At 54.0% G+C, this 13177-nt stretch carries 12 protein-coding genes; 8 read left to right on the top strand and 4 right to left on the bottom strand.

The window, feature by feature from the left end; genetic code table 11:
* The first annotated feature begins 16 nt into the window (after positions 1–16).
* The 5 genes from AC2FC2_RS04970 to AC2FC2_RS04950 all read left to right on the top strand — a co-directional run bounded on the left by AC2FC2_RS04970 (position 17) and on the right by AC2FC2_RS04950 (position 5676).
* The gene (locus AC2FC2_RS04970; RefSeq protein WP_490658867.1) at positions 17–1567 is read left to right on the top strand and encodes an ABC transporter substrate-binding protein; all 1551 of its coding nucleotides are present in this window, start codon (positions 17–19) and stop codon (positions 1565–1567) included.
* A gap of 258 nt (positions 1568–1825) precedes the next feature.
* Positions 1826–2842: an ABC transporter permease gene (locus tag AC2FC2_RS04965; protein WP_209633278.1), complete on the top strand. Its 1017-nt coding sequence runs from the start codon at positions 1826–1828 to the stop codon at positions 2840–2842.
* Positions 2843–2847: 5 nt separating this feature from the next.
* Positions 2848–3735, top strand: coding sequence for a D,D-dipeptide ABC transporter permease (ddpC, locus tag AC2FC2_RS04960; protein WP_265556919.1), 888 nt, complete (start codon positions 2848–2850; stop codon positions 3733–3735).
* Entirely contained in the window at positions 3735–4739 is a 1005-nt protein-coding gene (locus tag AC2FC2_RS04955; protein WP_265556891.1) for an ABC transporter ATP-binding protein, read from the top strand. The genes ddpC and AC2FC2_RS04955 overlap by 1 nt, the downstream gene beginning before the upstream one ends.
* Positions 4729–5676, top strand: a complete 948-nt coding sequence (locus AC2FC2_RS04950; protein WP_265556890.1) for an oligopeptide/dipeptide ABC transporter ATP-binding protein — start codon at positions 4729–4731, stop codon at positions 5674–5676. Before AC2FC2_RS04955 ends, AC2FC2_RS04950 begins: the two co-directional genes overlap by 11 nt.
* A gap of 86 nt (positions 5677–5762) precedes the next feature.
* Here AC2FC2_RS04950 and AC2FC2_RS04945 read toward each other — a convergent pair whose 3' ends face one another.
* The gene (locus AC2FC2_RS04945) at positions 5763–6449 is read right to left on the bottom strand and encodes an ATP-dependent Clp protease proteolytic subunit (protein ID WP_209633284.1); all 687 of its coding nucleotides are present in this window, start codon (positions 6447–6449) and stop codon (positions 5763–5765) included.
* A 187-nt stretch (positions 6450–6636) separates the two neighbouring features.
* Positions 6637–6918 carry a YjcB family protein gene (locus AC2FC2_RS04940; protein WP_209633285.1) on the bottom strand — a complete coding sequence of 94 codons (282 nt, stop codon included), beginning with the start codon at positions 6916–6918 and terminating at the stop codon, positions 6637–6639.
* A 294-nt stretch (positions 6919–7212) separates the two neighbouring features.
* On the opposite strand from AC2FC2_RS04940, the gene mrdA reads away from it, so the two are divergent.
* A complete protein-coding gene (mrdA, locus tag AC2FC2_RS04935; RefSeq protein ID WP_265556888.1) occupies positions 7213–9138 on the top strand; it encodes a penicillin-binding protein 2 in 1926 nt (641 codons plus the stop codon).
* 102 nt (positions 9139–9240) lie between these two features.
* A complete protein-coding gene (locus AC2FC2_RS04930) occupies positions 9241–10959 on the top strand; it encodes a penicillin-binding transpeptidase domain-containing protein (protein ID WP_209633289.1) in 1719 nt (572 codons plus the stop codon).
* 313 nt (positions 10960–11272) lie between these two features.
* Here the strand turns inward: AC2FC2_RS04930 and osmB are convergent, their stop codons facing one another.
* Positions 11273–11485 (bottom strand): osmotically-inducible lipoprotein OsmB, encoded by a 213-nt coding sequence (osmB, locus tag AC2FC2_RS04925; protein WP_037415059.1) that lies wholly within the window; start codon positions 11483–11485, stop codon positions 11273–11275.
* 460 nt (positions 11486–11945) lie between these two features.
* On the opposite strand from osmB, the gene AC2FC2_RS04920 reads away from it, so the two are divergent.
* On the top strand, positions 11946–12080 hold the full coding sequence (locus AC2FC2_RS04920; protein WP_209633291.1) for an AcrZ family multidrug efflux pump-associated protein: 135 nt from the start codon (positions 11946–11948) through the stop codon (positions 12078–12080).
* Between the two features lie 94 nt (positions 12081–12174).
* Here AC2FC2_RS04920 and AC2FC2_RS04915 read toward each other — a convergent pair whose 3' ends face one another.
* Positions 12175–13065, bottom strand: a complete 891-nt coding sequence (locus tag AC2FC2_RS04915; RefSeq protein ID WP_490658866.1) for an alpha/beta hydrolase — start codon at positions 13063–13065, stop codon at positions 12175–12177.
* Positions 13066–13177: the final 112 nt, after the last annotated feature.

Raw genomic sequence — 13177 nt, 5'->3', positions numbered from 1 at the left:
ATCAGGAGCTTTGTTTATGAATAAGATCAAATACGCCGCTCTGGCGGCAGCAGTGACGTTGGGCATGGTCGTCATGGGGCAGGCACAGGCCGCCGTACCCAAAGACATGTTGGTGATTGGCAAAGCCGCCGATCCGCAAACGCTGGATCCGGCGGTGACTATTGATAACAACGATTGGACGGTGACCTATCCGGCTTACCAACGGCTGGTACAGTACAAAACCGAAGGCGGGAAAGGCTCGACTCAGGTTGAAGGCGAACTGGCCGAAAGCTGGACGGCTTCTGATGATCAACTCGTCTGGACCTTTAAGCTTAAGCCGGGCAACAAATTTGACGACGGTTCGGATGTCAATGCAGACGCCGTGAAGTGGTCGTTTGAACGCCTGATGAAAATTGGCCAGGGGCCGTCCGAAGCCTTCCCGAAAGACATGCAGGTCACGGTGGTGGATCCGCTCACCGTGCGCTTTACCTTGAAAACCCCGTTTGCGCCGTTCCTGTACACCTTAGCCAACGACGGGGCCGGTATTGTTAACCCGGCTATCGCCAAGGCCAATCCGGCCGATGAAGGTAAAGCCTGGCTGTCGAGTCACAGTGCCGGTTCGGGCCCGTACAAGCTGGATCGTTGGCAGAAAGGACAACAACTGGTGCTGGTGCCGAACCCGCATTACAACGGGACAAAACCGGCGTTTAAGCGTGTGACGGTCAAAATCATCGGTGAAAGCGCAACCCGCCGTTTGCAACTGACACGTGGCGATCTGGACATTGCCGAGTCACTGCCGATCGACCAGCTCACTGCATTAAAGAGCGAAAACAAGGTGGCGGTAAATGAATATCCGTCGTTGCGGGTGACCTATTTATACCTCAACAACGGCAAAGCACCGCTGAACCAGGTGGATCTGCGCCGGGCCATTTCTTACGCGGTGGATTATCAAGGCATGGTGAAAGGGATCCTCGGCGGTAACGGCAAACAAATGCGTGGCCCGATCCCGGAAGGCATGTGGGGTTACGATGCCAGCGCGCAGCAGTACAGCCAAGATGCCGATAAAGCCAAAGCAGCGCTGGCGGCGGTGAAGGATAAACCCGCGTCGCTGAACTTCCTGTATTCGGTCAGCGATCCCAACTGGGAGGCGATTGCGCTTTCGGTACAGGCCAGTCTGGCGACCGTGGGCATCAACGTCAAGCTGGAGAAATTGGCTAACGCCACCATGCGCGATCGCATCGGTCAGGGCAATTACGACATCGCAATTGGCAACTGGAGCCCGGACTTTGCCGACCCCTACATGTTCATGAACTACTGGTTCGAGTCCGACAAGAAAGGGCTACCCGGCAACCGCGCGTTCTACAGTGATCCGCAGGTCGATGCGCTGCTGAAGAAAGCGGTATCGGTGTCCGATCAACAGGTGCGCACTGCTGACTATCAGGCCGCGCAGAAAATCGTCATTGACCAGGCGGCCTACGTCTATCTGTTCCAGAAAAACTATCAGGTAGCGATGAACAAAGATGTGAAGGGCTTTGTATATAACCCGATGCTGGAGCAGGTATTCAACGTTGGGCAGATGAGCAAGTAAGTTGTTTGGGTGCTTCAGACAGCTAACAAAGCCAGTTATTAGGGAGAGCGTGCCGAAGGGGTCGTAACGGCCTTGGCCGTCGACCCATTTGCCGGGAGCAAATGGGAACGACGTCGAGTCGGCCCGTAGGGTGGGACACACGGATGTGTCCCATAATGGCCCCTCGGTGCGCCAGGCCCGAGTATCTCTGGTTTGAAGACAATATTGCTATCCAACTCGGGCAGCCGTTTGGCTGCCCATGCACCATGGGAAACCACTATGAACGTTTGGAGCCTTATCCGTCAGCGCTGCTGGGGACTGGTGCTGGTGATGTTCGGGGTGTGCGTGATCACCTTTACCATCTCACACCTGATCCCCGGCGATCCGGCGCGGCTGTTGGCCGGTGACCGGGCCAGCGAGGAGATTGTCCAGCATATTCGCCAACAGCTGGGCCTGGATCAGCCGCTATATGTGCAATTCGGTCGCTACGTGCTGGATTTGCTGCACGGCGATCTGGGGACATCTATCCGCACCGGGCGACCGGTGCTAGAGGATTTACGCGCTTTCTTTCCCGCGACGTTAGAGTTGGCTTTTTGCGCGTTGGTATTGGCGATCGCGTTGGGCGTTCCACTCGGGGTTGTGTCGGCGGTTTACCGTAATAAATGGCCCGACCATCTGGTACGGCTATTGTCGGTGACCGGCATCTCTACCCCGGCTTTCTGGCTGGGGCTGGGCGTGATCATTTTGTTTTATGGACAACTCAATCTGTTACCCGGCGGTGGTCGGTTAGACGACTGGTTAGATCCACCCACGCATATCACCGGATTCTATCTGCTTGATTCACTTCTGACCGGCAATGGTGAAGCGTTCTGGAACAGTCTGCGGCATCTGATTTTGCCGGCACTCACCCTGGCGTTTGTTCACCTCGGCGTGGTGGCGCGGCAAATCCGCTCGGCAATGCTTGAACAGTTGGGGGAAGACTACATCCGTACCGCGCGGGCCAATGGCCTCTCACACTGGCGTGTGGTGCTGGGCCATGCGTTGCCCAATGCGTTAATCCCTTCGGTGACGGTGTTGGGGCTGGCGCTGGGGGATTTGCTGTACGGTGCGGTGCTGACTGAAACGGTATTTGCCTGGCCAGGTATGGGGGCTTACGTCGTGGACTCCATTCAGGCATTGGACTTCCCGGCGGTGATGGGCTTTGCCGTCGTGGTGTCTTTTGCCTATGTAATGGTGAATTTGATCGTCGATCTGCTCTATCTGTGGATCGACCCGAGAATGGGGCGCGAGGGATAATGACGATGATTCAAATCGAACAACCGCCCGTGGCGGAGGCAGCACTGCGTTTTGTCAGCCTGCGTCGTGCCTGGTACCGGGTACGCCGCAGCCCGCTTACGCTGTTGGGTGCTGCCATCATGATTGCCGTGCTGTTTCTGATGCTGTTTTCACCGTGGTTGGCACCGCATAACCCAGACGCTATCGATCTTACCGCCCGGTTATTGCCGCCTTCGGCAGCGCATTGGTTCGGCACCGACGAAGTGGGCCGAGACCTGTTCAGCCGGGTGCTGGTCGGCAGCCGTCAGTCGGTGGCCGCCGGATTGGCGGTGGTGGTGCTGGCGGGCGGAATTGGCTCGCTGCTCGGCTGTTTCTCCGGCGTGATGGGCGGTACGGTGGATGCGTTGATCATGCGCTGCATGGACATCATGCTGTCAGTGCCCTCGCTGGTGCTCACGATGGCATTGGCGGCAGCGCTGGGGCCCAGCCTGTTCAACGCCATGCTGGCGATTGCCGTGGTACGCATTCCATTCTACGTCCGATTGGCACGAGGGCAGACGTTGACGCTTCGCCATCAGGCCTATATGCAAGCGGCACGTACCTTTGGTGCCTCACGCTGGCACCTGATCGGTTGGCATGTCCTTCGCAACGTGATGCCGCCGCTGGTGGTGCAGGCATCGTTGGATATTGGCACCGCGATTCTGATGGCCGCCACGCTGGGTTTTATCGGGCTGGGTGCGCAGCAGCCGACCGCCGAGTGGGGGGCGATGGTGGCCAACGGCCGGAACTATGTCCTCGACCAGTGGTGGTATTCGGCGTTTCCCGGAACGGCGATCTTGATCACCGCCACGGGGTTCAATCTCTTCGGCGATGGTCTGCGTGACCTGCTTGATCCTAAATCCCGGGGGCGTTAATGAGCGAAACTACGGTGTTATCCATTGATGAGTTGCAGTTGGAATTCCCGGTTTACGGCGGCAGTATCAAAGCGCTCAACCGGGTATCGCTGCAGGTCAAGGCTGGCGAAATTGTGGGCGTGGTTGGCGAGTCCGGCTCCGGCAAGTCGGTGACGGCGATGATGACGCTGCGTCTGTTGGCTGAAGACGGCTACAGCGTTACCGGCGGTTCTCTGGAGATGTTGGGCACTGACGTGCTTAACGCCAGCGAGCGGCAAATGCGCCAACTGCGCGGCGCACGGGTGTCGATGATTTTTCAGGAGCCGATGAGTGCGCTAAACCCTACGCGCAAAATTGGTCGGCAAATGTGTGAAGTGATCCGCCTGCATCAGCAGCTATCCCCGCAGGCGGCACGAGACAAGGCCGCCCAACTGCTGCGTGAGATGCAAATTGCCGACGCGGAACGGGTGATGGAGCGCTATCCGTTTGAGTTGTCCGGCGGCATGCGCCAACGGGTGTTGATCGCCATGGCGTTTTCTTGCGAACCGGAACTGATTATCGCCGATGAACCGACGACCGCACTGGACGTCACGGTACAGCGGCAGGTACTGCGTTTGCTGCAACAAAAAGCGCGCGCCAGCGGTACGGCAGTGCTGTTTATCACTCATGATATGGCCGTGGTTTCGCAGCTGTGTGACCGGGTGTACGTGATGTATGCCGGGCACGTGATAGAAAGTGGTACCACGGGAAATGTGATAGAAAATCCCCGTCATCCCTACTCGATCGGGTTGTTGTTAGCGGCACCGGAACGTGCCGAGCCACGCAGTCTGTTACGTGCCATTCCTGGCACGGTGCCCAATCTTGGTGCCTTGCCGCCAGGGTGTGCTTTCAGTAATCGCTGTAGCCACGCTGACGCTCAGTGCCTGCAAACGCCACGGCTGGTGCCATTAGCCTCTGAACCGGCCCAACACGTGGCCTGCTGGCATCCGCAGTCTATTGATTTGGAGGCGCGAAATGAACGTTGAAGCACTACTGGAGTTGCGCGATGTGCGCCTGCGTTTTCCTGCCAGTTATAACTGGCGTGGCAAACCACAAGAGTATGTGCATGCGCTCAATGGGCTGGATCTCAACATCATGCGTGGCGAAACGTTGGGTATCGTCGGTGAGTCCGGCTGCGGCAAAAGCACGTTAGCGCAGTTGCTGATGGGATTGTTAAAACCGAGCAGTGGCGAACTGGTACGTGCTCGCAACGCGGGTTCTTGGTTTGGCAGCGGTATGCAAATGGTATTTCAGGATCCGCAGTCGTCGCTCGATCCACGCTTGCCAGTGTGGCGCATTATCACTGAGCCGGTGTACGTGCAGCAGCATAACAGTGTGGCACAGCGGCGAGCACTGGCAACGGAGCTGGCACAGCAGGTTGGCCTGCGGCCGGAGGCGATCGACCGATTGCCGCATGAGTTTTCCGGTGGCCAGCGCCAGCGCATCTCCATTGCACGTGCGCTGTCTTCGCAACCGGATATCATCGTGCTGGATGAACCGACCTCTGCGTTGGATATTTCGGTACAGGCGCAGATCCTCAATTTACTGGTGGAATTGCAGCGCGAACGCAATCTGACGTACGTGCTGATTTCGCACAACGTTTCGGTGATCCAGCATATGAGTGACCGGGTGGCCGTGATGTATCTGGGGCAAATCGTCGAACTGGGGCCGACCGCACAGGTACTGCGCCAGCCGCAGCACCCCTATACGCGGCTGCTGCTGGATTCTGTGCCGCGGGCAGGCCGCTCACTGAGTGACAGTGCGATTGAAGACCGTAAGGGCGAACTGCCGGGCAACCGCCAATTACCGCCAGGCTGTTTTTTCCGCGAGAGATGCCCGTATGCGGGGGAAGGGTGCCAACTGCCACAAAGTTTACGGGTGAATTTAGGGGGATCGGCGGTGCGTTGCCACAAGGTGGCATGATGCATGACATTCACAGCGTTCCCTTTTTAAATTCAGGGGCGCTGTGAATATAGGGGTGTTGAACAGTGGCTCAGGGTGAAACGCAATCAGTTATTGGTTTCTTCATTCAAGATGTAATAAGACACTGGAACAGTTTCCATCTTATTGGCTTTGTCGGTCGTCATCTTCCTTGCCAATGCAGTATCGAGATTAATAAGTTGGCGGCCATCTTCATTGAACAGCATTTTACTTATTTCTTCATCATTATACGTGGTGCATTGTTTATATACGTTACGGAACAACGCATTGTAACCGTCGGAGAACTGCTTGATTTGCGCTATTTCGTTAGGCTTCAGATAGTCTTGCTTGATGTTTGACGCAGCCGCAGGATGCAGCATAAAGCTGGCGGCGGGCATGGAGAGTCTTTCTTTACCGGCACAATAGAACAGGGTTGCCGCTGAACCGACAAACGCCGAGTTAACCGTGGTAATGGGGACTGGCGAGCTCTTGACCGCTTCATAAGCCATGTAACCGCTGGCCATATCACCGCCGCCGCTATTGATATACAAATACAGGTGTTTTAACGCGGGGTAGCTGGCGTTAATTTCATCGATGGAGGCAATGAGTTCGGTGACACTTTTTTCCGTGACATCGCCGACATACAGGATTTTGGCGGATTCAACGTTATTGTTTTTTACATTGCTCTTTTTGACGACGGATACGGTCGCAAAAGAGGCCGTCGAAAATACCGTGGCGCAGAAAAGTGTTATTATTTTAAAGGTGTTTCTATGCATTTGAATATTCCTTATTCAATAAAGTGGTGCGCTATTGTAAAACGAGTCGATGAACCGTTTTGGAATGAATCAGGTTGGTTTAGCGTTTATTTACCCCTACGAACAACGCGGAAAGAATATAACATCGAGGCTGGAGCCGATATTCCCGGCAGGTAAAGCGCGTCGCACTCTACCTGCCGGGGCGATTTCAGGGCATGGGCCAGTCGACAGGCGTGTTGCTCACCACGTCGACATACATATCCCACGCGTTTGACCAAAATTGCACAAATCCTTCCTGGCTGACGCTGATGCCCATCAGGCCCATAACGAACCAACAGGTGGTGAATAGCCCCAGGCTGCTGAACATAAATGCCATACCGTTACGGCTAGTCTTACGGCACACGACATTTAGCTGGCTGGCCAAAAACATCATAACAGCGCTCAGTAACTCCCAGCGCATCATAATAAAACCTGTGGCTATGGTACTCATCGAACATGATCCTTGGTGGAAAAGCCGCACCCGGCGGTGCGTCGGGAAATCAGTGCGGGCAAGGGTAAATTAGTGTGATCTTCGTCACATTGTAGCATCGCTGCAAATCACTGCTCAATCCCTGAACGGGGGAAAATCGGCATTTGGTAACATTCAAACATGCTGAAACATTTATGCCATTTCATTAGCAACCTTTTCGTGGGGACCGTTAGCCAATAACGCTATGCTTGCCGACTTTTCACTGCCCTGATTTATCTTGGGAAAATGTGACGTCAGACAGGTAACTTGCCACGTATGGCACTATTAAAAGATAAAATCCGTGACCATTCCGCTGAGGAAATGCTGTTTATCCGCCGTGCTGGCGTGGCGATGGTGTTGGTTGTCGCCTGTTTTGGCATTTTGATTGTTAACCTGTACCGTCTGCAGGTTAAACAGCATGCCTTTTACCAAACGCGGTCCAACCAAAACGACATTAAAATGGTGCCAATTGCACCCAGCCGAGGGCTGATATTCGACCGCAATGGCATTCCTTTGGTGCGCAACATTACGCTGTACCAGATCCAGATTACCCCCAGCAAAATCGACAATATGGCTGCGCTTTTGCAGGCGTTGACGCCGATTGTCGATCTGACCCCCGAAGATATCACTGCTTTTCGCGATGAAATGCATCACAACGGCCGCTATAAACCGGTGACGCTGAAAACGGGTCTGACAGAAACCGAGGTGGCACGTTTTGCGGTAAATCAGTATCGCTTTGACGGCGTGACCATTGATACCTATCAGCAGCGGGAATATCCCTATGGGGCAGAATTAGCCCATGTCGTGGGTTACGTCTCGAAAATCAATGACGGTGATTTAAAGCGGCTGGATAAAGCCGGTCTGAGCGAGAACTATGCCGCCGACCACAATATCGGTAAGCAGGGCATCGAGGCTTACTACGAGTCCGAATTGCATGGCACGACCGGTTATCAAGAAGTGGAGGTGGACAACCATGGTCGCGTGATACGCCTGCTGAAGGAACAACCGCCACAGGCCGGTAAAAATATCTATCTGACGCTGGACCTGTCTCTACAACAGTACATTGAGTCGGTATTGAAGGGGCAGCGTGCGGCGGTGGTGGTTGAGGACCCGCGCGATGGTGGCATTTTGGCCATGGTTTCCAGCCCCAGTTACGATCCCAATCCTTTTGTGAAAGGCATCAGCTATAAAGCTTATAAAACACTGCTGACCAACCCCGACTTACCGCTGATTAACCGCGTCACGCAGGGGCTGTATCCACCGGCCTCCACCGTGAAGCCTTACATGGCGACGTCGGCGCTGTTTGCCGGTGTGATTACCCCCAATACCACTTTCTTCGGCGCGCCGACCTGGACATTGCCAGGCACCGAACGCCGTTACCGTGATTGGCTAAAGAGCGGCCACGGCATGTTGAATGTGACCAAGGCCATTGAAGAATCTGCCGATACCTTCTTCTATCAGGTGGCGTACGAAATGGGCATTGACCGTATTCACAGTTGGCTGAGCCAGTTTGGTTACGGCCAGGCGACCGGGATCGACCTTAACGAGGAGTATCGTGGCGTGTTGCCAAGCCGTGAATGGAAACAACGGGTACATAAAAAGCCCTGGTACCAGGGTGACACCATTTCGGTGGGTATCGGCCAAGGGTATTGGGTCGCCACGCCGATCCAGATGGTGAAGGCATTAACCACGCTGATCAATAACGGTAAGGCGAAAACGCCGCATTTGCTGTACTCCATGCGCCAGGGCAATCAGGTAAGCCGCTACCAGCCGCCGGCAAAGGCCACGCAGATCGGTGATGCCAAATCGCCGTATTGGGGCATCGTGCGTAATGGAATGTATGGCATGGCCAATCTGCCGAACGGTACAGGCTATAAGCTTTTCCATACCGCTCCGTATCAGATAGCCGCCAAGTCCGGGACGTCACAGGTCTTCGGTTTGAAAGAAAATCAGACGTATAACGCCAAAATGATCCCGGTGCGATTACGTGATCATATTTTCTATACCTTGTTTGCTCCTTATAAGAATCCGCGGGTGGCAATGGCGCTGATTCTGGAAAACGGCGGGGGGGATGGCGTAGTGGCTGGGCCGACCGCGCGGGCAATTCTTGACCACATTTTTGACCCGGCTAACGCACCGCAGCCTGACGCGGACCAGAAAGGTAAACCGGAGTTAAACGATAGCGCGGATGTGCAACAGTAAACGCGTTTGTTTTTACTTTCTTACAAACTGCAATCTTCTAAAGATTTCCGTCAGGTTAGACTGAAATAATTACATAATCCGAATAAAAACGCAGGGTTAACAGTGGCGCCTTCAACAAAAAAAAGCGGTAAAAATTATTCAAGCCTTCGCTTTGGCTGGATTTGCGGCGGGATACTGGTGTGCTTTTTTCTGCTGGCGTTCAGGGTCGGTTATTTGCAGCTGATGGAGCACCAGCAGTTGGCCGATCAGGCGGACCAGCGGTCGATCCGCACGCAAGTGGTGCCGACCAATCGGGGAATGATCACCGACCGCAATGGCGAAGCTTTGGCGGTGAGTGTGTCATCACGAGATATTGTGCTGGATCCCAAGCATATTCTGGACACCAACACCGACCTCAGCAATGAGCGTTGGCAAAGTATGGCCAATGTACTGAAAATGCCGCTGAGCGACGTGCAGAAGCTGATCCAGACTAACGCCCATAAGCGCTTCGTCTATCTGGCACGTAAGGTAGAAGACGATAACGCGAACTATATCAGCAAATTGCATCTAACGGGCGTGAGCACAGAGCAGGATTTCAGTCGCTTCTACCCGATGAGCCAGGATGCTGCCGGGCTTATTGGTATTGTTGGCCAGGACAACCAGGGGCTGGAAGGCATTGAGCTCGGCTTTAACCACCTGCTACAGGGCAAAAATGGCCTGCGGGTATATCAGAAAGACGGCAGCGGTGCGGTGATTGGCGTAATCAAAAGCGTCGATCCCGTACCGCCACCGAACGTGACACTGAGTATCGATAAATTCATCCAATATGTGTTGTACGCACAAATTCGCGACGGTGTGGTGGCTAACCAGGCTGATTCTGGTTGTGCGGTATTGGTGAAAGTAAACACTGGCGAAGTGTTGGGGATGGCAAGCTACCCGTCGTTCAACCCGAATAATTATGCCAATACGCCGGCCAAAGATATCCGCAACGTGTGCAGTAGCGACAGTTTTGAACCGGGCTCCACGGTGAAACCGGTGGTGGTGATGGTGGGGCTGGAACACCACTTAATCAAGCCGGATACCGTGCTGGACACCACGCCTTATCGCGTGAATGGCCACTTGATCAAGGACGTGGGGCACTGGTCGAAACTGACCATTACCGGTGTATTGCAAAAATCCAGTGACATCGCCGTGTCCCACATTGCGTTAGCCCTGCCAGCCACCGTACTTCCCGCAGTGTACAAGAGCTTTGGTCTGGGTTTGCCGACGGATCTGGGCATTGGGAACGAAAGCAGCGGCTACTTGCCACAGCACCGCGAGCGTTGGGCGGACATTGAACGTGCGACCTTCTCCTTTGGCTATGGCCTGCGCGTAACACCGCTGCAGATGGCCCGTGAATACGCCACTATCGGTTCCTATGGCGTTTATCGGCCACTGTCGATTACCCGGGTGACGCCGCCCGTTATGGGGCAACGCATTTTACCGGAAGATACGGTAAAAACGGTGGTGCACATGATGGAAAGCGACGCCTTGCCGGGCGGCAGTGGGCTCAGTGCCGCCGTGCCAGGTTACCGGTTGGCGATTAAAACCGGCACGGCAGAGAAGATGGGGGCTAACGGTAAATATGACGGGGGCTATATCAACTACACCGCCGGTGTGGCACCCGCTAGCGATCCGCAAGTCGCCTTGGTGGTCATGGTCAATAATCCGAAGGCCGGTAAGCACTTTGGCGGCTCGGTGGCAGGCCCTGTGTTTGGCAAGATTATGGCCCAGGTATTGGAACATATGAATATCCTGCCTGACGCGCAACCGCTGAACGTGGTATCCCAGGTTAAGGGGTAGCGTGAACCCCCTCTGCGGAGGGGGATTCCAGCCGCTTTTCAATGATTGTAGATTGACCTGCATTGATAGGGTGCCCCGGACGAGTATTCCCTTATCTCATCGATAAAAGCCAAATGTGTTGTTGCGGTAAACAGGACGAGGTTATTAAATAGGACGTGTTTTTAGCGTACGAATAGGGTTTTTGCGGAAATATTTATAGGTGCGTTAATCTGTTTAAATTCACGGAATATAAAATACACCCATTAATCTCTATGGATGTTTAAAATAGATCAGGCCGGGTTCTTTTCAAGAAAAAGTGCCCGGCCTGGAAATATTAACGGCTGGTCTGGTGACCGATGATACCGCCCAAGGCCGCACCACCCAAGGTTCCCAGCGTACTGCCGTCGGTCAATACGGCACCGCCCAGCGCGCCGACACCAGCGCCGATAGCGGTGTTGCGATCGCGGTGAGACATATTCCCACAGGCCGTTACGGACAGCGTTGCCATGATAACAACCATTACGCCTGCGGCACGTTTAAGGTTCATAAGATCTTCCTGGTAAATTGCCTAATTAACAGACAAAGAAAGTACTGATTAATCGGCCAGTAAAAGTTGAGATGAATGTATTCTTCCGGAAGAAAATAGAATAGGTAAATATTCTTAATTTTGAGAAAGCGTTTTTATTTCGCCGTTGCTGATGGTGTACTTGGCGATTAAAACATCAGCGTGCCGTTGAGTGGGATGGGCAGGGTGGTCATTAAAATCCGTTAAAAATCCTAAGGCTCATCATTATTATGCCTTTTCAGGCCATCGGGCGAATGCCCCCCAAACCCCTGGAGAGAGCATTTTTTTGCATTGCGGTAATGCAACTGTGTAAGTTACATTAGCGACGTAAGGTTGTGATCTCCGTCACAGATTGAAATCAAGCAAAAATAACCTTAAGAAATTCCAGGGAAATACCCCTTTCTGGAAAGGTATTCCTCTGCTTAAAAACCAGGAGAAAGCGATGTTAGAAATGATTGAAAGTTTGGCAACCGTGGTGATCCTGGTGCCGGTAATGATAGCCGTGTTGCTCGGCTCGATTTATGGCTTGGGTGAGCTGTGTAATATTTTCTCTGCCATTGGCAAAAAAAGAGACTGATTTTCATGCTCAGGGGGCGCAATGCCCCCCGATGCAGGTTTAAAGCAACGTCGTCACAAAACCGCAGGTTTTAGATACCCCATCGCCCCCCATGTTATGCCGTCTGCCTTGTTCGCGCAGATGACATAATCATCGCCATCACGTGTTTGAACATGTCACTGTCAGGATTAGCCAGTGCGTTTACCAGCGTGAAATGATTGCTATGCCGATCTTCCAGCCGCCTGACGTCGAGCCCCTTTTCCCGGCAGGCGGTGTAATAGGCCAAGGTTTGGTTTTTAAACCCCTGCGTTTCTTTGGCACCGACGTCGAGCAGGATCTGCGGCGCATTGGCCTTTTCCGGCAGCATAAACAGTGGGCTGAGCGTTGCTGCCTGCTCTGGCGTGAGACGCATCCAGTCATTCACGTAGATATCACATAACGGACGAATGTCGTACAAGCCACTCAGCGCCAGTGCACCTTTGATGACATTGACCGGTACCTGATAAAGGTGCTGCCAGTCATCGGCGATCAACATGCCAGCCAGATGACCGCCCGCCGAGCTGCCACTGACAAAAATGCGCTCAGGATCGACGCCATATTGATGGGCATGGTGATAGAGCCAGGCGATGGCACTGCGCACCTCACGGACGATTTCAGCCAGCGTGGCTTCCGGTTGCAAGGTGTACTCTACGGTGGCAACGGCAACACCGTGGCGCGTGAAACTGGCTGCCATTGAACAGGCTTCCTCTTTGCGCTGGGAATGCCAATAACCGCCGTGAATAAACACCAATAGCGGTGCAGGCTGATTGGCTGCCGGGAACAGATCCAGGCGTTCTGCGGTACCCATGCCGTAATGGAGGTCATAGATCCCTGGCGTTTCCGCTTTGGCCTGGGTAGCCAGCGCTGCGTATTGCGTCATACAGGCGTCAAAATCATCGACCGAAGCGCGCGCATTGTATTGCACGGCGCGTGCCGACAGGTCATCAAACATCAGGTCTATTTTCATCACGACTCCTTAAGCCGTTTCCCCATCATCTGCCTGAAGTGGTTTTGGTGCTTGCGCCTTAATGCGGGTTTCTGGCAACCATGACATGGCGTTGGATGCATTAATAAACTGC

The organism is Serratia sp. CoH_122_TC_1 (assembly GCF_058191755.1).
The sequence above is the reverse complement of the archived record's forward strand: the minus strand, read 5'-3'. Positions and strand labels throughout refer to the sequence as shown.

Coding starts and splice junctions, on each gene's coding strand:
- osmB (WP_037415059.1), bottom strand. CDS start 11,485: ATGAACCTTAAACGTGCCGCAGGCGTAATGGTTGTTATCATGGCAACG.
- AC2FC2_RS04940 (WP_209633285.1), bottom strand. CDS start 6,918: ATGAGTACCATAGCCACAGGTTTTATTATGATGCGCTGGGAGTTACTG.
- AC2FC2_RS04945 (WP_209633284.1), bottom strand. CDS start 6,449: ATGCATAGAAACACCTTTAAAATAATAACACTTTTCTGCGCCACGGTA.
- AC2FC2_RS04955 (WP_265556891.1), top strand. CDS start 3,735: ATGAGCGAAACTACGGTGTTATCCATTGATGAGTTGCAGTTGGAATTC.
- AC2FC2_RS04915 (WP_490658866.1), bottom strand. CDS start 13,065: ATGAAAATAGACCTGATGTTTGATGACCTGTCGGCACGCGCCGTGCAA.
- AC2FC2_RS04920 (WP_209633291.1), top strand. CDS start 11,946: ATGTTAGAAATGATTGAAAGTTTGGCAACCGTGGTGATCCTGGTGCCG.
- AC2FC2_RS04970 (WP_490658867.1), top strand. CDS start 17: ATGAATAAGATCAAATACGCCGCTCTGGCGGCAGCAGTGACGTTGGGC.
- AC2FC2_RS04950 (WP_265556890.1), top strand. CDS start 4,729: ATGAACGTTGAAGCACTACTGGAGTTGCGCGATGTGCGCCTGCGTTTT.
- ddpC (WP_265556919.1), top strand. CDS start 2,848: ATGATTCAAATCGAACAACCGCCCGTGGCGGAGGCAGCACTGCGTTTT.
- mrdA (WP_265556888.1), top strand. CDS start 7,213: ATGGCACTATTAAAAGATAAAATCCGTGACCATTCCGCTGAGGAAATG.
- AC2FC2_RS04965 (WP_209633278.1), top strand. CDS start 1,826: ATGAACGTTTGGAGCCTTATCCGTCAGCGCTGCTGGGGACTGGTGCTG.